The organism is Thauera butanivorans (assembly GCF_048398245.1).
Classification (GTDB): domain Bacteria; phylum Pseudomonadota; class Gammaproteobacteria; order Burkholderiales; family Rhodocyclaceae; genus Thauera; species Thauera butanivorans.
In genome coordinates this window covers 2877876-2896822 of sequence record NZ_CP183038.1, presented here as the reverse complement: position 1 = coordinate 2896822, position 18947 = coordinate 2877876, and the positions used below count along the sequence as shown (strand labels likewise).

Here is an 18947-nt window from a genome sequence, read left to right as displayed (position 1 = left end):
AACTCGGGCGTGGGCGTTCAGGCCTGGGCGATTTCGGCGGCGTAGCCGGCAGCGTCCATCAGGGCATCGATATCGGCGGCATTGGCCGGCTGGAGCTTGAACAGCCAGTTGGCGTAGGCGTCGGCATTGACGCTTTCGGGTGCATCGGCCACGTCCTGGTTGGCGGCGATGATTTCGCCGGCGACGGGTGCGTAGATGTCGGAAGCAGCCTTGACGGATTCGATCACGGCACATGCTTCGCCCGCGTTCACGCTGCGGCCGGCTTCAGGCAACTCGAGGAAGACGACGTCACCCAGCGCCTCCTGGGCGTGGTCGGTGACGCCGATGGTCAGGCTGCCGTCGTCTTCGACGCGGATCCATTCGTGGGACTTGGTGTACTTCAGTTCGTTGGGGATGTTGCTCATGATGGACTCTCCGGACTGGATCGAATGAAGGGCCGGCGGTCTGGCGGCCGGCCCTGTGGAATGATGCGTGTATGCTCAGACGAGCGGCTTGCCGTTGCGCACGAAGGGAAGCTTGACGGTGCGGGCCTTCAGCCGTTTGCCGCGGATCTCGACTTCGGCGTCTTCGCCTGCCTGCGTCGCAAGCGGGACGCGGACGAAGCCGATGGAGCGTTCGAGCGTCGGCGAAAAGCTGCCGCTGGTGGTTTCGCCTTCGCCTGCGGCGGTGAAGACCTTCATGTGGGCGCGCAGCACACCCTTGTCCTCGAGGATCAGGCCGATCAGGCGGCGGCTGGCAGGCGCGGCTTCCAGCGCGGCGCGGCCGACGAAGTCGCGGTTTTCGTCCTTCAGGTCGACGGTCCAGGACAGGCCGGAATCCAGCGGCGAAACGCTTTCGTCCATGTCCTGCCCATACAGATTCATGCCGGCTTCCAGGCGCAGTGTGTCCCGCGCGCCCAGGCCGCAGGGCTTCACGCCAGCGGCGGCGAGAGCTTGCCACATGCTTTCCGCGCGGCTTGCCGGCAGGGTGATTTCGAGACCGTCTTCGCCGGTGTAGCCGGTGCGTGCGATCAGCAGTTCGCCAGCGCGAATCGCACTGAACGGCGAGGGAATCTCCTGTCCCGCGGAAAGTTCGGGAATCGCGCTGCGGGCGCGTTCGATCGCCTGCGGGCCCTGGATTGCGATCATCGCCAGGTCGCGCCTGCTGGCTAGCGTCACGTTGGCGCCGGTGCCGGCGATGCGTGTGCGCATCCAGGCGACGTCCTTGTCGGCGGTGCCGGCGTTGACGACGATGCGATAGTCGTCGGTGCCGAAGCGGTAGACGATCAGGTCGTCGATGACGCCGCCCTGTTCGTTGAGCATGCAGGAGTACAACGCCTTGCCCGGGTTGCTCAGCTTGGCGACGTCGTTTGCAAGCAAGCCGCGCAGGAAAGGTGTTGCATCAGGACCGCTCAGATCGAGCGCCAGCATGTGCGATACGTCGAACATGCCCGCATCGCGGCGTACCGCGTGGTGCTCTTCGATCTGCGAGCCATAGTTGACCGGCATGTCCCAGCCGGCGAAGTCGACCATGCGTGCGCCGGCGGCGACATGGGTTGCGTGGAGCGGGGTGTGCCTGGAAGAGGTGCTCATCGTTGCGGCTCCGGTAGTCGTGAACGAAAAAGGGCGAACGCGGCCAATTTGCCGGATTCGCCCCATCTGTCCCTTGTACCTGAGAGATTTCGCCCTGAGCCGCTGCGCCGAACGCATCTATATATAGATAGTAGATAGATGTTCCTGGACGCTGAGCGCGGCAAAGACCCGGACGGTGCCCCTTCGGTGGGTGCGTCACGCCGTCGGGCGTCCGCACCGCTCTCCAGACTTGCACTTCGCACGCGGTCCTTTTGCCTGAGCGGTTCCGGGGGGTTGCGCCTTCGGCGACTCCAAGTCGGGAGTTCTCTCCCGCGTGTCGCGCGGACGATAACACATCGTTGGTGAATCGTGAGCACCTCGATGAGCCGCGACGCCTGGACGGGGTTTCCGAAGACATCTCTCGACAGCCGAGGCCTTCAGTACTTCGAGAACTACGCGGGCGGCCAGGGTTTCTGACGGCAGCCGTAGGATGGGTGGAGCCGCAGGCGAAGCCCATCACCTCTGCGCCCCGCAAATGATGGGTTTCGCTAGGCTCTACCCATCCTACTTGTGCTGTTGTTCGTGCCGTCGCTTTACGCGCTGTGGTTCAGGCTGGCGGTGGTGTCTGCGGCGTAGTGGCGGCGTGACGGGCCTGCGTGCCTGGGGGGCGGGCGAGCGGATTGCTTGTTCATGGATTGGTGTGTTTTCTGTTTCATGGGCTGATCAGTATTTCTGTTGAAGTTTTGCCTTGACGGTTTATTTTTGTTGTCTATAATGCCGATCTTTCTCGCGGCGCCGGTGGTTGTTTGGCGGGTGCGGCGGGGTTTGCGGCGGTATTGGGGGTGAGGTTTTTCCGGCGTTTTCCGTGATTGTGTTTTTTGGGAAGCGGTTCGGGAGGTTGACAAGGTTTTGTTTGTTGATCATAATTTCGCTTCTGTGCTGACGGCACGAATCTTTAACAACTTGAACAACCGATAAGTGTGGGTGCTTGGTGGTTGTGGTCCAGTGGCGTTGTGCCACGGTTTCACAATGATTGGGTGCTCATACTGCAAGTCAGTATTTTGAGTACTTTGTAGGATTGAACTTAAGAGTTTGATCCTGGCTCAGATTGAACGCTGGCGGCATGCTTTACACATGCAAGTCGAACGGCAGCGCGGGCTTCGGCCTGGCGGCGAGTGGCGAACGGGTGAGTAATGCATCGGAACGTACCCAGTCGTGGGGGATAACACATCGAAAGATGTGCTAATACCGCATACGTCCTGAGGGAGAAAGCGGGGGACCTTCGGGCCTCGCGCGATTGGAGCGGCCGATGTCAGATTAGCTAGTAGGTGGGGTAAAGGCCCACCTAGGCGACGATCTGTAGCGGGTCTGAGAGGATGATCCGCCACACTGGGACTGAGACACGGCCCAGACTCCTACGGGAGGCAGCAGTGGGGAATTTTGGACAATGGGGGCAACCCTGATCCAGCCATGCCGCGTGAGTGAAGAAGGCCTTCGGGTTGTAAAGCTCTTTCGGCCGGGAAGAAATCGCATTCTCTAACATAGGATGTGGATGACGGTACCGGACTAAGAAGCACCGGCTAACTACGTGCCAGCAGCCGCGGTAATACGTAGGGTGCGAGCGTTAATCGGAATTACTGGGCGTAAAGCGTGCGCAGGCGGTTTGCCAAGACAGGCGTGAAATCCCCGGGCTTAACCTGGGAACTGCGCTTGTGACTGGCAGGCTAGAGTACGGCAGAGGGGGGTGGAATTCCACGTGTAGCAGTGAAATGCGTAGAGATGTGGAGGAACACCGATGGCGAAGGCAGCCCCCTGGGCCTGTACTGACGCTCATGCACGAAAGCGTGGGGAGCAAACAGGATTAGATACCCTGGTAGTCCACGCCCTAAACGATGTCGACTAGTCGTTCGGAGCAGCAATGCACTGAGTGACGCAGCTAACGCGTGAAGTCGACCGCCTGGGGAGTACGGCCGCAAGGTTAAAACTCAAAGGAATTGACGGGGACCCGCACAAGCGGTGGATGATGTGGATTAATTCGATGCAACGCGAAAAACCTTACCTACCCTTGACATGCCAGGAAGCTTGCTGAGAGGCGAGCGTGCCTTCGGGAGCCTGGACACAGGTGCTGCATGGCTGTCGTCAGCTCGTGTCGTGAGATGTTGGGTTAAGTCCCGCAACGAGCGCAACCCTTGTCACTAGTTGCCATCATTTGGTTGGGCACTCTAGTGAGACTGCCGGTGACAAACCGGAGGAAGGTGGGGATGACGTCAAGTCCTCATGGCCCTTATGGGTAGGGCTTCACACGTCATACAATGGTCGGTACAGAGGGTTGCCAAGCCGCGAGGTGGAGCCAATCCCAAAAAGCCGATCGTAGTCCGGATCGTAGTCTGCAACTCGACTACGTGAAGTCGGAATCGCTAGTAATCGCAGATCAGCATGCTGCGGTGAATACGTTCCCGGGTCTTGTACACACCGCCCGTCACACCATGGGAGTGGGTTTCACCAGAAGTAGGTAGCTTAACCTTCGGGAGGGCGCTTACCACGGTGAGATTCATGACTGGGGTGAAGTCGTAACAAGGTAGCCGTATCGGAAGGTGCGGCTGGATCACCTCCTTTCAAGAGAAGAGGGCCGCAGCGGCCAAGTATCCACAACTTATCGGTTGTTCAGGCGAAGAGCCTCGAAGGTGCATGAGAAGAGGGTCTGTAGCTCAGCTGGTTAGAGCACCGTCTTGATAAGGCGGGGGTCGTTGGTTCGAACCCAACCAGACCCACCAGGATGTCAGGGTTGCTTGATGGCTTGGTTGATGAAGACAAGGGGGCTGTAGCTCAGCTGGGAGAGCGGCGGCTTTGCAAGCCGTAGGTCGTCGGTTCGATCCCGACCAGCTCCACCAGGTCATGCGTGTTTCGGGAAGTCAGAGATGGGGTTTGGGCTCAGGTCTCATCTCTGACTTCTTGATCGGCGAGAAGCCGGTTTGAGGTTTGCTCTTTAACAAAGTGGAAGAAGTGCAGTGCGTACTGTAGCCGGTGCGTACTGCAGTTGTGTGATTGCATTGGTTCAGGCTGCGTTGTCAGCACAGTCTGGACCGCACAAACGAGTTCGACCTGTGACGGGGTGCTTCTTTGGAGGCACCAAGGTTATAGGATCAAGCGACTAAGTGCATGTGGTGGATGCCTTGGCGATCACAGGCGATGAAGGACGTGTAAGCCTGCGAAAAGCGTGGGGGAGCTGGCAATAGAGCTTTGATCCCACGATGTCCGAATGGGGAAACCCGGCCCGCAAGGGTCATCCCTGGCTCAATACATAGGCCAGAGGAGGCGAACGCGGCGAACTGAAACATCTAAGTAGCCGCAGGAACAGAAATCAACCGAGATTCCGCAAGTAGTGGCGAGCGAACGCGGAGTAGCCTGCACGACTAAACCATCAGCTCAGCAAAACGGTCTGGAAAGTCCGACGATACAGGGTGATAGTCCCGTATGCGAAAAGCCGGTGGCGGGTCTGAGCGTGCGACAAGTAGGGCGGGACACGAGAAATCCTGTCTGAAGATGGGGGGACCATCCTCCAAGGCTAAATACTCGTGATCGACCGATAGTGAACCAGTACCGTGAGGGAAAGGCGAAAAGAACCCCGGGAGGGGAGTGAAATAGATCCTGAAACCGCATGCATACAAACAGTGGGAGCCCCTGCACAATGGGCTTTCGGTTCTTTCGAGGCGCGCGCAGCGCGACTCAAAAGAACTCAAAGATGAAATAGATCCTGATGAGTTCATCAGTGTAGAAGGTGACTTCGGCTCGCGTAGCGAGACGAAAGGCGCCCCTGCACGATGGACTCGTCGAGAGTCCATCGTGCAGGGGTGACTGCGTACCTTTTGTATAATGGGTCAGCGACTTACGTTCAGTAGCGAGCTTAACCGAATAGGGGAGGCGTAGCGAAAGCGAGTCTGATAAGGGCGTCGTAGTTGCTGGGCGTAGACCCGAAACCGGATGATCTATCCATGGCCAGGATGAAGGTGCGGTAACACGCACTGGAGGTCCGAACCCACTAACGTTGAAAAGTTAGGGGATGAGCTGTGGATAGGGGTGAAAGGCTAAACAAATCCGGAAATAGCTGGTTCTCCCCGAAAACTATTTAGGTAGTGCGTCGTACGGACACTTGCGGGGGTAGAGCACTGTAATCGTTGGGGGGGTCACTGCGATCTACCCCGCGATAGCAAACTCCGAATACCGCAAAGTGATATACGGCAGACAGACATCGGGTGCTAACGTCCGGTGTCAAGAGGGAAACAACCCAGACCGCCAGCTAAGGTCCCAAATGCATGGCTAAGTGGCAAACGAGGTGGGAAGGCATAGACAGCTAGGAGGTTGGCTTAGAAGCAGCCACCCTTTAAAGAAAGCGTAATAGCTCACTAGTCGAGTCGTCCTGCGCGGAAGATGTAACGGGGCTCAAGCCATGAACCGAAGCTGCGGATGTGTCTTTGACACGTGGTAGGGGAGCGTTCCGTAGGCCTGCGAAGGTGTCTCGTAAGGGATGCTGGAGGTATCGGAAGTGCGAATGCTGACATGAGTAGCGATAAAGGGTGTGAAAAGCACCCTCGCCGTAAGCCCAAGGTTTCCTGCGCAACGTTCATCGGCGCAGGGTGAGTCGGCCCCTAAGGCGAGGCAGAAATGCGTAGTCGATGGGAAACGGGTCAATATTCCCGTACCGGTTCTAGATGCGATGGGGGGACGGAGAAGGTTAGGTTGGCCATCTGTTGGAATAGGTGGTTCAAGCGTGTAGGCGTGCCCGGTAGGCAAATCCGCCGGGCTGAGCTCAGGCGTGATAACGAGGCTCTTAGGAGCCGAAGCAACTGATACCCTGCTTCCAGGAAAAGCCTCTAAGCTTCAGTCTAGAATCGACCGTACCGCAAACCGACACAGGTGGGCTGGTAGAGAATACCCAGGCGCTTGAGAGAACTCAGGAGAAGGAACTCGGCAAATTGATACCGTAACTTCGGGAGAAGGTATGCCCCGTTAGCTTGTAGGAGCACATCCGAAGGGCGAAGGGGCCGCAGAGAATCGGTGGCTGCGACTGTTTATTAAAAACACAGCACTGTGCAAACACGAAAGTGGACGTATACGGTGTGACGCCTGCCCGGTGCCGGAAGGTTAAGTGATGGGGTGCAAGCTCTTGATCGAAGCCCCGGTAAACGGCGGCCGTAACTATAACGGTCCTAAGGTAGCGAAATTCCTTGTCGGGTAAGTTCCGACCTGCACGAATGGCGTAACGATGGCCACACTGTCTCCTCCTGAGACTCAGCGAAGTTGAAATGTTTGTGAAGATGCAATCTCCCCGCGGCTAGACGGAAAGACCCCATGAACCTTTACTGTAGCTTTGCATTGGACTTTGACGGGACTTGTGTAGGATAGGTGGGAGGCTATGAAACCGGGACGCCAGTTCCGGTGGAGCCATCCTTGAAATACCACCCTGGTGTCGTCGAGGTTCTAACCCAGGCCTGTGAATCCAGGTCGGGGACCGTGCATGGTGGGCAGTTTGACTGGGGCGGTCTCCTCCCAAAAGGTAACGGAGGAGTACGAAGGTCACCTAGGTACGGTCGGACATCGTACTGATAGTGCAATGGCAAAAGGTGGCTTGACTGCGAGACCCACACGTCGAGCAGGTGCGAAAGCAGGTCATAGTGATCCGGTGGTTCTGTATGGAAGGGCCATCGCTCAACGGATAAAAGGTACTCTGGGGATAACAGGCTGATTCCGCCCAAGAGTTCACATCGACGGCGGAGTTTGGCACCTCGATGTCGGCTCATCACATCCTGGGGCTGTAGTCGGTCCCAAGGGTATGGCTGTTCGCCATTTAAAGTGGTACGTGAGCTGGGTTTAAAACGTCGTGAGACAGTTTGGTCCCTATCTGCCGTGGGCGCTGGAAGTTTGAGAGGGCCTGCTCCTAGTACGAGAGGACCGGAGTGGACGCACCCCTGGTGTACCGGTTGTGACGCCAGTCGCATCGCCGGGTAGCTATGTGCGGAAGAGATAACCGCTGAAAGCATCTAAGCGGGAAACTCGCCTCAAGATGAGACTTCCCCGGGGCCCCGAGCCCCCTGAAGGGTCGTTGAAGACCACAACGTTGATAGGTCGGGTGTGGAAGCGTGGCAACACGTTGAGCTAACCGATACTAATTGCCCGTGTGGCTTGATCCTATAACCTTGAATGCACACTAGAACTCGTTGCACATCACACAACTCACACGCACTTCTTCTCACTTTGGCCCGCGCTCACGCTGCCCGACAGCACGCGCAGGCAACAAGTCACAGTCTGACGACCAGAGCTTTGTGGAACCACCCCTGCCCATCCCGAACAGGACCGTGAAACGCAAACGCGCCGATGATAGTGAGGCACGCCCTCGTGAAAGTAGGTCATCGTCAGACTAATCCATGCGCAACAACGCCCGAATGCCACAAGGTATTCGGGCTTTTTGCGTCAATCCGCGTGTACTTGGTTGCACGGGAAAACGCGGAGCAGCGGCAATCTCAATCCATTTCGGCGCCATCGGCAATGGAAATGGATGGTCGGGTTGCACTATCACGCCGACGACGGCGTGAACCTGTACGGCGAAAAGGTGAATGGCGGGCTGCTGGGGCAGGGCACTGATTGAGTCGTTCGGCAGGCCAGGCCTGCCGTTCACCGACTGACACGGGGACGTCGATATTCGGCGTCCCCGCTTTTCATGCTCAATTGCGGGCGGGAATCAGCAGCTCTGCTTCGCCGTCGATGACGACCGTATCGCCGCAGGTGCAGACCGTCGAAAACACGGCCCGGCGCTTTTCCGCCTTGAGCTCCTTCACGGTCACACGGGCAACGACGGTCTGGCCGATCTTCACCGGTGCCTTGAACTTCAGATTCTGCGACAGGTAGATGCAGCCCGGGCCGGGCAGGCGGGTGCCGAAGACGGCGGAGATCAGGCCGGCGGAAAGCATGCCGTGCGCGATACGGCCGCCGAACATCGTGCTCGAAGCGAATTCCTCGTCCAGATGGACGGGGTTGGTGTCACCCGACACGCCGGCAAACAGCAGGATGTCTGCCTCCGTGACGGTGCGGGACATCGAGGCGGATTGGCCAACACTGAGATCCTCGAAGCGGTAGCCGTACAGTTCGTCGAAATTCCGGGTGTTGTCGCTCATGTTCCAGTTCCTGTTGAAATGATCGCTGCGTCCAGGTAGGTGACGCCGGGAGACGTCAATATAGCCGATCTGATTGCCCAGGACATGAATGAAGCATCCTGCCGTGGAGCTTGCGCGCAAAGGGCGCTCGCGGCCCGGAGAGCTTCGGTGCCTCAGGTATAATCCGGGGCTCGATATCGAGTGGCTGCCTGCCGTTCGTCCACGCTTCCTCTCCATGAAGAACATGACTTCGATCCTCAAGCTACGCGGTGCCCTGGCGCTGTCCTCCTCTCGTCTGGAACGTCTTTCAAGGGCTGTCGCCGAGCTTCAGCCCAGGCTCAAGGCCATTGTCGCGGAGCACTGGTATTTCGTCGAGATCTCGGCGCCGCTGTCGAACGAGGAGCAGGAACGCCTGGCCGATCTGCTCGATGCGCGTCCCGCGACGCCGGCACTGCCGACGGGTGTTCTGAAGCTGGTCGTGCCGCGGCTGGGCACGATTTCGCCCTGGTCGTCGAAAGCGACCGACATCGCTCGCCAGTGCGGCTTCAGCCAGATCGTGCGGATAGAGCGCGGCATTGCCTACACCATCGATGTCCGCGGCGCGGAAGACAGCGCCGCGCTGCTGCCGCTGCTGCACGACCGCATGACCGAGTCGGTATTGAAGACCGTGGATGAGGCCGAAGCGCTCTTCCACCACTACGAGCCGCAGCCGCTGACCTCGGTCGATATTCTCGCCGGTGGGCGCGAGGCGCTGGAGAAGGCGAACGGGGAACTCGGACTCGCGCTGTCGGAGGACGAGGTCGACTACCTCGTCGACAACTTCGGCCGCATGGGACGCAACCCGACCGACGTCGAGCTGATGATGTTCGCGCAGGCCAATTCGGAGCACTGCCGGCACAAGATCTTCAACGCCGACTGGGTGATCGATGCGCGGCCGATGGAGAAATCCCTGTTCGGCATGATCAAGGACACGCACAAGGCCCATCCCGAAGGCACGGTGGTCGCCTATTCGGACAATGCCTCGATCATCGAGGGCGCCCGCATCGCGCGACTGTATCCGGATGCGGACAGGGCCTTCCGCTACCACGAGGAAGAGACCCACATCCTCGCCAAGGTCGAGACGCACAACCACCCGACGGCGATTTCGCCCTTCCCCGGAGCGGCGACCGGCGCCGGGGGCGAGATCCGCGACGAAGGCGCGACCGGGCGCGGTTCGCGGCCCAAGGCCGGGCTGGCGGGCTTCACCGTGTCCAACCTGAACATCCCGGAGTTCGGCCAGCCTTGGGAAAAGGCCTACGGCAAGCCCGACCGCATCGCCTCCGCGCTCGACATCATGATCGAGGGGCCGATCGGCGCCGCCGCCTTCAACAACGAATTCGGCCGTCCGAACCTGGCGGGCTATTTCCGCACCTTCGAGCAGGAAGTCGAAGGCGAGGTGCGCGGCTACCACAAACCGATCATGATCGCGGGCGGCCTCGGCAGCATCCAGGCCCGGCAGTCGGAAAAGCCGACTTTCCCGCCCGGCACCCTGCTGATCCAGCTCGGCGGCCCGGGCATGCTGATCGGCCTCGGCGGCGGTGCGGCATCGTCGATGGCGACCGGCACCAACACTGCTGACCTCGATTTCGCCTCGGTGCAGCGCGGCAACCCGGAGATCCAGCGCCGCTGCCAGGAAGTGATCGACGCCTGCTGGCAGCAGGGCGACAACAATCCGATCATCGCCATTCATGACGTCGGTGCCGGCGGACTGTCGAACGCGATGCCGGAACTGGCCGACCACGCCGGCCTCGGTGCGCACTTCGAGCTGCGCGAAGTGCATATCGAGGAGCCGGGCATGAGCCCGCGCGAGATATGGTCGAACGAATCCCAGGAACGCTACGTGCTGGCGATCGCGCCCGAAAGCCTGCCGATGTTCCAGGCTTTCTGCGAACGCGAGCGCTGCCCCTTCGCGGTGCTCGGCACGGCGGCCGCCGATGGCCATCTCACCGTCTCCGACCGCCATTTCGGCAACAAGCCGGTCGACATGGACATGAAGGTGCTGCTCGGCAAGCCGCCGAAGATGACGCGCAAGGTATCGCGCCGCGCCGTCCATCTGCCGCCTTTCGACACCACCGGCTTCGACCTGAAGGAAGCCGGCCTGCGCGTGCTGCGAATGCCGGCGGTCGCCAGCAAGAGCTTCCTGATCACCATCGGCGACCGCTCGGTCGGCGGCCTGACCGCGCGCGACCAGTTCGTCGGCCCCTGGCAGGTGCCGGTGGCCGACGTGGCGGTCACCGCGATGAGCTTCCAGGGCTATCGCGGCGAAGCCTTCGCGATGGGCGAGCGCACGCCGCTGGCCTGCGTCGATGCGCCGGCCTCGGGCCGCATGGCGATCGGCGAGGCGATCACCAACATCGCCGCCGCCGACATCGACAAGCTCGGCGACGTCAAGCTGTCGGCCAACTGGATGGCGGCGGCCGGCTATCGCGGCGAGGATGCCAGGCTGTACGACACGGTCAAGGCCGTGTCCGATTTCTGCATCACGGCGGGCGTGTCGATCCCGGTCGGCAAGGATTCGCTGTCGATGCGCACCGCCTGGCAGGACGCAGGCGAGGACAAGCAGGTGGTCGCGCCGCTGTCGCTGATCGCTACCGCCTTCGCGCCGGTGCGCGACATCCGCAACACGCTCACGCCGCAACTGCAGCTGCCCGAAGGCGTCGACACCGAACTGCTGCTGATCGACCTCGGCAACGGCCTGAATCGCCTTGGCGGCTCGGCTTTCGCCCAGGCCTACGGCTCGGTCGGCGAGCATGCGCCGGACGTCGATCCGGTACAGCTCAAGGCCTTCTTCGAGGCCATCCAGCGCCTGCGTGGGGACGATCTGCTGCTGGCCTACCACGACCGTTCCGACGGCGGGCTGTTCGCTGCCGTCTGCGAAATGGCTTTCGCAGCCAAGTGCGGCCTGTCGCTGGTGCTCGACACCGTCTGCTACGACCCTTACATGAACGACGTCGATGGGCTGGAGAAGAAGCCCGACACGCTCAAGGGCCGTTTCGACGATCGCCTGTTCGCCGCCCTGTTCGCCGAGGAGCTCGGTGCGGTGGTGCAGATCCGCCGCGACGATCGCTCGCGCGTCACCGAACTGCTGCGCTCGGCAGGGCTCGCTTACCACTTCATCGGTGAGCCGAACGCGATGGACGAGATCCGCCTGCGCCGCAGCGCCAAGCTGGTGTTCGCCGCCAGCCGCGTCGAGCTGTTGCAGGCCTGGTCGGAGACCAGCCATCGCATCGCGATGCTGCGCGACGATCCGGAGTCGGTCCGCCAGGAGTTCGAAGATCTGGCCGATGCCACCGATCCCGGTCTGTCGGTGTCGCTGAGCTTCGACGTCAAGGAGAACGTCGCCGCTCCCTTCATCGCCAGCGGCGTGCGGCCGAAAGTCGCGGTGCTGCGCGAGCAGGGGGTCAATTCACAGCTGGAAATGGCTGCCGCACTGGAGCGGGCGGGCTTTGTGCCGGTCGATGTGCACATGTCCGAGCTGCAGGCCGGGCGGGCCGATCTGGCCGGCTTCCACGGGCTGGCGGCCTGCGGCGGTTTCTCGTACGGCGACGTGCTGGGCGCGGGGCAGGGCTGGGCCAAGTCCATCCTGTTCAACAACCGTCTGCGCGACGAATTCGAAGCTTTCTTCCGCCGCAACGATACCTTCGCACTCGGCGTCTGCAACGGCTGCCAGATGATGGGCCATCTGGCGCCGATCATCCCGGGGGCCGAAAACTGGCCGACCTTCCACCGCAACCGCAGCGAACAGTTCGAAGCCCGCTTCGTCATGGTGGAAATCACCGACAGTCCGTCGATCCTGTTCAAGGGCATGGCGGGCAGCCGCATGCCGATCGTCGTCAGCCACGGCGAAGGCCGGACCGTGTTCGCGAGCGAGCAGGATCGCACAGCCGCCTTGATGGCAATGCGATATATTGATCGTCATGGCTCGCCCACCGAGCGCTACCCTTCGAATCCGAACGGCTCGGCGGGCGGTGCGACCGGTTTTACCACGGCGGACGGACGGTTCACCATCATGATGCCCCACCCCGAACGCACGGCGCGGACCTTGCAGATGTCCTGGGCGCCGCGCTGGCTGGTGGAGGAGAGCCCGGATGCCTCGCCCTGGCTGCGCATGTTCCGCAATGCGAGGGTGTGGCTGGGGTGATTCTCCGGAGGTGATCCTGCCGGCCCTGTATTGCCCAAACTGGGGATGCGGGGCCCGAACTGGGCTCAGGTCCGGTGTCGTTCTGCCGTTAAAGCGTTCCCGACCGAGAAATCACCCTTCGTCGAAAGGGTGCTCATGGAGCCTTTGATTGAATAGCACGATACCGGCAAGCGAAGTCCAGATCGGGATGTACGTCGCGGACATCGACCGGCCCTGGGTGGAGACGCCCTTCATGCTGCAGGGCTTTCTTGTCACGACGTCCGACGAAATCCAGACCTTGCAGCGCCTTTGCAAGCAGGTCGTCATCGACCGCAGCCGCTCGGTCGGTGAGCACCAGCGCGCCCGCGTGATAGAAAAGGACGAGCCGCTCAAGGGGCCGGGCCTTCGTTCGACGGCGGTCGACGAAGAGGAGCGGGACGGCCGCGAGGAGGCCTCGCGTTTCCTCGCTGTCGCACGCAGCTTCAGAGGCAGGATACACACCCAGCGCAGGCCGAGCATTCCGCGTGTCAGGGCCGCCGATGGCCGCAGCCGCCTCGAATCCGAGCTGTTCTATTCCGCGCCGATCGTCGACGACGTGTATCGCGCCCTGCGGGAAACCCAGGTGGCGATCGATGCCGGCGACAACATCGACATCGCTCGCCTGGAAGGCCTGGTGGGCGAGATGGCGCAGGGGGTCGAGCGCAATTCCGATGCCCTGATGTGGCTGACGCGTCTGAAGCGCACGGACCGCTACACCTATGACCATGCGGTCAACGTGTCGGTCCACGCCATGGTGTTCTCCCGTTTCATCGGGCTGGACACGCAAAGCATCCGTCAGCTCGGGCTGGCGGGCCTGCTGCAGGATATCGGCAAGGTCAGGATCGATCCTGAGGTTCTGGCCAAGGCGGGGCCGCTGGACGACAAGGAGTTCGAGCATGTCCGTGCCCATGTGTTGCACACCCTGGCGCTGCTGAAGGCCAACAACACTGTGGACCCCGAGATCTTCGGCATCATTGCCGCGCATCACGAGCGCTTCGACGGCAGCGGCTATCCGCGCGGTCTGAAGGGCATGAACATTCCACTGGCCGCCGAGATGGCCGGCCTCGTCGACACCTACTGTGCGATGACCCGGGACAGGGTCTATCTGCCGGCGGTGTCGAGCCAGCGCGCCATGGAAGAGATCAACCGGCTGCGCAACACCTTGTTCCGCGACGCACTGGTCGATCAATTCCTGCAATGCATCGGGCTGTACCCGATCGGGACGCTGGTGGAACTCAATTCCGGCGAAGTGGCCGTGGTCATCCAGCAGAACCAGGTGCGGCGCCTGCAGCCGCGCGTGATCGTCATTCTGGCACCGGACAAGGCGGTCGAGCGCTTTCCGCGAATACTGGACCTGCTGATGCAGCCCGAAACGGCTGCTGGCGAGCCTTACCGGATTCTCCGCGCCTTGCCGCCCAATGCATACGGCATCGATCCCAATGATTTCTACCTGGCCTGACCGATGGCACTTCTGAACTCCCCCGACTTGTTGCCGGCCCTGAACGAAATTTCGCGCCACCCGATGGAGGCTGATCCCATGGGGACCGAACTGGGGGTGATCGCGGTCAGCATGCAGCCCAATGTCTCCATCTGCCGGCTGTCGCTCGAGCAGGGCCGCAGGCTCGAGAGCGAGATGGGCATGACCCTCAAACGGCTGCTGCGCAGCGGCGACAGCCTGTTCGCGCTTGGCCGGGGAGAATGGCTGATCGTGCTGCCGGCACTGCCGAGCAGGGCGGTGCTGACCCTGGCGATGCTGAAGATCGAGCAGGTCTTCGGCGAGTCTCCGTTCCGGTTCGATGGCCTGGAACTGCCGGTCCAGTTCGTCTGTGGCGCGGCAGTGTCTCCCGAGCACGGCGAGGGGCCGCTCTATCTGATGCAGTCGGCGCGGATCGCGGCGCTCGATGCGCAGCAAAGAGGCGAGCGAGGCGCGATATACGACAAGTCGATGGAACGGACGTCGCCGCAGCTCGCCATCCTCGAACGCGATCTGCATGGCGCGTTCGGCGGTGACAAGCCCCTGCAGCTTTTCCTGCAGCCCAAGGTCCACGCGATCGGCGGCGAATGCGATGCTGCCGAAGGCTTGCTGCGCTGGGAGCGCGTGCCCGGCGAATGGGTGGCGCCGACCGTGGTGCTCGGCCTGATCGACAGGCTCGGCATGCGCCATCGCTTCAACCGCTGGCTGTTCCAGCATGCAGCCCAGGCGCTTGCGCGGCTGGATGCGGAGGGTTTCGACATCACGCTGTCGATCAATCTGTCCGCCACCGATCTCTACGATGCCGAGGTTCCCGATCTCATCGCGCAGGCGCTGTCCACATGGGGGGTGCCCGCTCGCCAGCTGTGTCTCGAAATCACCGAAACCGACATGGTCGACGATGCGGGGGAAGGTGTCGCCGACGTGCTGTGCCGCCTGCGTCTGCTCGGCGTCAAGCTCTCCATCGACGATTTCGGCACCGGCTTTTCGGGCATGAGCCGGCTCAAGCACCTGTCGGTGCAGGAAGTGAAGATCGATCGCAGTTTCGTCGTCGATCTACTGAGCTCGGAACGGGATCGGGAAATCGCCTCGTCGATCATCGCGCTTTCCCATCGCCTGGGGGTCATGGTGACGGCCGAAGGCGTCGAGGATGCGGAGACCGCGGCTGCGCTTGCCGCCCTCGGTTGCAACTACCTGCAGGGTTTCCATTTTTCGCCGGCGCTGGCGCTGGACGATTTCGTCGATTGGCTCAAGCTCTACGACGCTGGCCGCCCGAGCTGTCTGTCCAGCGTGTCGACCTGAGCGGAATCAAGTCCCGCGCAAGGCAACTCGGTATAATTCCGCGAAGACGATCCCGCCCTTGCGCTGCTGACCCTATCCCGTGTTCCGCTTTCGTAAACGCCTTCATGCCTGGTTCGCCGTCGCTGCGATGCTGGTCGCTGCGCTGGCGCCTGCGGTGAGCCGGGCAATGGCGGATGCGGAGGGGCAGCTCCTGATCGACATCTGCTCGGCGGGCGGAACGCACAGGCTTGCGATTCCGGCTGCGGATGCCGGGCTCTACCTCGATGCGGCACTGGCTGAAGGCGAGGGCTCCGACGGTTCGCTGCTGGAGTCGCTGTCTTCCTGCCCGTATTGCGGTTCGCATGCAGCCGGAGTCGGCCTGCCGCCCATGGAGCGCACTGCGCTGCTTGTCGCAGGCGGGGCGAGCGAACGCCTGCCGCTGCTTTTCCTTGTTGCTCCGCGACCGCTCTTTGCATGGTCGCCCTCGAGTCCTCGCGCGCCTCCGCTGTCCGTGTGAGCCGTGCTGCGCGGTGAGTTCCGCGTTCAATTCCGCGTTCAAGCTTCCCAATTTGCCGATCCGCCCGACGCCGCTTGCATGCCGGCGCCGATCGCGCCGTCGGCTCGTCGTTCGAGGACTCGCATCATGAAAAAAATCGTCATCGCCCTTGCCTTCACCCTGGGTTCCCTGCCGGCTCTGGCCGACGTCACCGTGGCCGATGCCTGGGTGCGCGCCACCGTGTCGCAGCAGAAGGCCACCGGCGCCTTCATGCGCCTGACGTCGGACACCGATGCCCGCCTTGTTTCCGTCGACTCGCCGGTTGCCGGCGTGGTCGAGATCCACGAGATGGTCATGGACGGCAATGTCATGAAGATGAATGCCATCCCGGGCCTCGATCTCCCGGCGGGAACGACCGTCGAGCTCAAGCCCGGTGCTCATCACGTGATGCTGATGGATCTGAAGCAGCAGGTGAAGGACGGCGACGCGGTGCCCCTGAAGATCGTCGTGGAGCGCGCCGGCGGCGAGCGCCAGACGATCGAGATCACGGCGCCGGCGCGTCCGCTCAATGCATCGGCCGGAGGCCGGATGCAGCACGGCAAGCACTGAGCCCGAAAACCCGCGGACAGCCTGCGCCCAGGGGAGCTGCCGCTCCCCGTCGCTTTCCGCGCAAGGCCTGCCCATGACGACACACTGCGGACCGAAGCCCGGAAACGGGCGGCGGCGGCTCTGGCCGCGCCTGCTTCCAGGGCCGGATCCATGCGGTGATCAAGCATTCAAAGAGATCCAGAACATGAAACACAGCTTCAGGCAACTGCCGCTCGTGGCGGCGATTTCGCTGGCTTTGCCGGCATTTGCACAAGGCACCGAGGCTCGGCTCGACAGCGTCGTGGTCACTGCCCCCGTGATTTCTGCGCCGCTGACCGTCACGACCGACCCGAAGGCGCCGCGCCAGCCGCTCCCCGCGCACGACGGCGCGGACATGCTCAAGAGCATCCCGGGCTTTTCCGTGATCCGCAAGGGCGGCACCGACGGCGACCCGGTGTTTCGCGGGATGTCAGGTTCGCGTCTCGGCATTCTGCAGGACGGCCAGGAAATCTACGGCGGATGCGGCGGCCGGATGGACCCTCCGACGGCCTACATCTACCCGGAATCCTTCGACCGCGTGACCGTTCTGAAAGGCCCCCAGACCGTGCTCTATGGCTCCGGCAATTCCGCGGCGGTCGTCCTCTTCGAGCGCGACATCCAGCGCATGAGGGAGAGCGGCTGGAGCGCCAGCGGCAGCCTCACCCTCGGCAGCTGGGGGCGCAACGACCAGGTCTTCGATGCCAAGGGCGGCAATCCGGATTTCTATGCGCGGATCGGCGCGACGCGTTCGGACAGCAACAACTACGATGACGGCGACGGCAACGAGGTCCATTCTTTCTATACCCGCTGGAGCACCACAGGGGCGATCGGCTGGACGCCGGACGACAACACGCTGCTCGAACTCAATTTCGGCCGCAGCGACGGCGAGGCGGCCTATGCAGACCGCGCGATGGACGGTGCCAAGTTCGAGCGCGAGCACGCGGGGCTCAGGTTCGAGAAGCGAAACATCTCGCCGCTCGTGCGCAAGGTCGAGGCGCACGCGTATTACAGCTACATCGATCACGTGATGGACAACTTCAGCCTGCGATCGAATAGCGGCATGAGGATGCTCAGCAATCCCGATCGCAGGACCACGGGCGCGCGTGCCGCGGTCGTGCTGGCGCCGGGCGGGCAGTGGCAGATCACCGTGGGTGCCGATGTCCGCGACGACCAGCATCGAACCCGTGGTGGCGTGGACTATCGCAACCAGAGGTGGCAGAAGGACATCGGCTTCGAACGTTACGGGGTGTTCGGCGAGGCCAGCTATGCACTGGACGACGTCCGCCGCATCGTTGCCGGCCTGCGTATCGACGAACACGAGGTGCGCGACTACCGGCCGTCCTCGAGTACCCGTGGCGTGACCGTCGACAAGACGCTGCAGAGCGGATTCGGTCGCTACGAGGCCGATTTCGGCGAAGGCGCCGGCACCTGGTATGCGGGTGTGGGCTATGTCGAACGTTTCCCCGACTTCTGGGAGTTCATGCGCGCAAATACTGCGGGAGGGCAGCGCTTCGACACCCTGAAGCCGGAAAAGACCACTCAGCTCGACGTCGGCGCCGACTGGAGCGCCGGGGCCTGGTCGGCCTCGGTGTCCGGCTTCTATGGCAAGGTCGACGATTACATCCTGCTGCGCTGGGTCAATCCGTCGACCGCGCGCGTCCGCAACATCGATGCCACGGTCTATGGACTGGAAGGCGATGTCACCTGGCGCTTCGCGACCAACTGGCAGGCGGTCGGCACCGTTGCCTGGGTTCGCGGCAACAACGATACCGACGGCAAGGCGCTGGCACAGCAGCCGCCGCTGGAGGCGCGGCTGGCGCTCGAATACGATGATCGCCGCTTTTCCTACGGCGCGATGTTGCGCATGGTCGCCAGCCAGAACCGCTACGACCTGGGATCGGGCAGCATCGTCGCGAACGGCCAGGATCTCGGACCGACCAGCGGTTTCGCGACGCTGTCGCTCAATGCCGGCTGGCGCCCGAACAAGCTCGCCTTGCTGACTGTCGGCGTCGATAACGTTTTCGATCGCAAGTACAGCGAGCATCTTGGCAAGGGCGGCTGGGACTTTGCCGGCGGCGCAGTGACCGGCGAGCGCATCAACGAACCGGGGCGTACGTTCTGGGTGAAGGCCCAGATCGCGCTCGACTGACGGGGCTGGCAAAAAGCCCCACGGCCG

General features: G+C 62.1%; 9 protein-coding genes, 2 tRNA genes, 3 rRNA genes and 1 riboswitch. Of the genes, 11 read left to right on the top strand and 3 right to left on the bottom strand.

What is annotated here, in order from left to right:
* Positions 1-17: 17 nt before the first annotated feature.
* Together gcvH and gcvT are read right to left on the bottom strand one after the other, a co-directional pair.
* Positions 18-404, bottom strand: coding sequence for a glycine cleavage system protein GcvH (gcvH, locus tag ACNQFN_RS14030; protein WP_068639260.1), 387 nt, complete (start codon positions 402-404; stop codon positions 18-20).
* A 75-nt stretch (positions 405-479) separates the two neighbouring features.
* The gene (gene gcvT / locus ACNQFN_RS14025; protein WP_068639259.1) at positions 480-1571 is read right to left on the bottom strand and encodes a glycine cleavage system aminomethyltransferase GcvT; all 1092 of its coding nucleotides are present in this window, start codon (positions 1569-1571) and stop codon (positions 480-482) included.
* A gap of 233 nt (positions 1572-1804) precedes the next feature.
* Positions 1805-1893, bottom strand: a riboswitch (glycine riboswitch).
* A gap of 737 nt (positions 1894-2630) precedes the next feature.
* Here gcvT and ACNQFN_RS14020 point away from each other — a divergent pair.
* The 5 genes from ACNQFN_RS14020 (at position 2631) to rrf (ending at position 7966) form a co-directional block, all read left to right on the top strand.
* Positions 2631-4166 (top strand): 16S ribosomal RNA (locus ACNQFN_RS14020).
* An 81-nt stretch (positions 4167-4247) separates the two neighbouring features.
* A tRNA-Ile gene (locus ACNQFN_RS14015) sits at positions 4248-4324 on the top strand.
* Between the two features lie 41 nt (positions 4325-4365).
* Positions 4366-4441: transfer RNA gene (locus ACNQFN_RS14010), tRNA-Ala, on the top strand.
* A gap of 250 nt (positions 4442-4691) precedes the next feature.
* Positions 4692-7738, top strand: a 23S ribosomal RNA gene (locus tag ACNQFN_RS14005).
* A 114-nt stretch (positions 7739-7852) separates the two neighbouring features.
* Positions 7853-7966 (top strand): 5S ribosomal RNA (gene rrf, locus ACNQFN_RS14000).
* Together the 16S, 23S and 5S rRNA genes with 2 tRNA genes alongside form the textbook arrangement of a ribosomal RNA operon.
* Before the next feature lie 303 nt (positions 7967-8269).
* Here the strand turns inward: rrf and ACNQFN_RS13995 are convergent.
* Complete coding sequence (locus ACNQFN_RS13995; RefSeq protein ID WP_068639578.1) at positions 8270-8719, bottom strand: MaoC family dehydratase; 450 nt, start codon at positions 8717-8719, stop codon at positions 8270-8272.
* 223 nt (positions 8720-8942) lie between these two features.
* Between ACNQFN_RS13995 and purL the strand changes: the two genes are divergently transcribed.
* From purL to ACNQFN_RS13965, 6 genes are all read left to right on the top strand, one after another.
* A complete protein-coding gene (purL, locus tag ACNQFN_RS13990; RefSeq protein WP_068639579.1) occupies positions 8943-12878 on the top strand; it encodes a phosphoribosylformylglycinamidine synthase in 3936 nt (1311 codons plus the stop codon).
* A gap of 148 nt (positions 12879-13026) precedes the next feature.
* Complete coding sequence (locus ACNQFN_RS13985) at positions 13027-14355, top strand: HD-GYP domain-containing protein (protein WP_083953788.1); 1329 nt, start codon at positions 13027-13029, stop codon at positions 14353-14355.
* Between the two features lie 78 nt (positions 14356-14433).
* On the top strand, positions 14434-15669 hold the full coding sequence (locus ACNQFN_RS13980; RefSeq protein WP_418646803.1) for an EAL domain-containing protein: 1236 nt from the start codon (positions 14434-14436) through the stop codon (positions 15667-15669).
* A 79-nt stretch (positions 15670-15748) separates the two neighbouring features.
* The gene (locus ACNQFN_RS13975) at positions 15749-16165 is read left to right on the top strand and encodes a DUF2946 domain-containing protein (RefSeq protein WP_083953787.1); all 417 of its coding nucleotides are present in this window, start codon (positions 15749-15751) and stop codon (positions 16163-16165) included.
* Between the two features lie 126 nt (positions 16166-16291).
* Positions 16292-16753, top strand: coding sequence for a copper chaperone PCu(A)C (locus tag ACNQFN_RS13970; protein WP_068639574.1), 462 nt, complete (start codon positions 16292-16294; stop codon positions 16751-16753).
* A gap of 73 nt (positions 16754-16826) precedes the next feature.
* Complete coding sequence (locus tag ACNQFN_RS13965; protein ID WP_418646802.1) at positions 16827-18920, top strand: TonB-dependent copper receptor; 2094 nt, start codon at positions 16827-16829, stop codon at positions 18918-18920.
* The last annotated feature ends 27 nt before the right edge of the window (positions 18921-18947 follow it).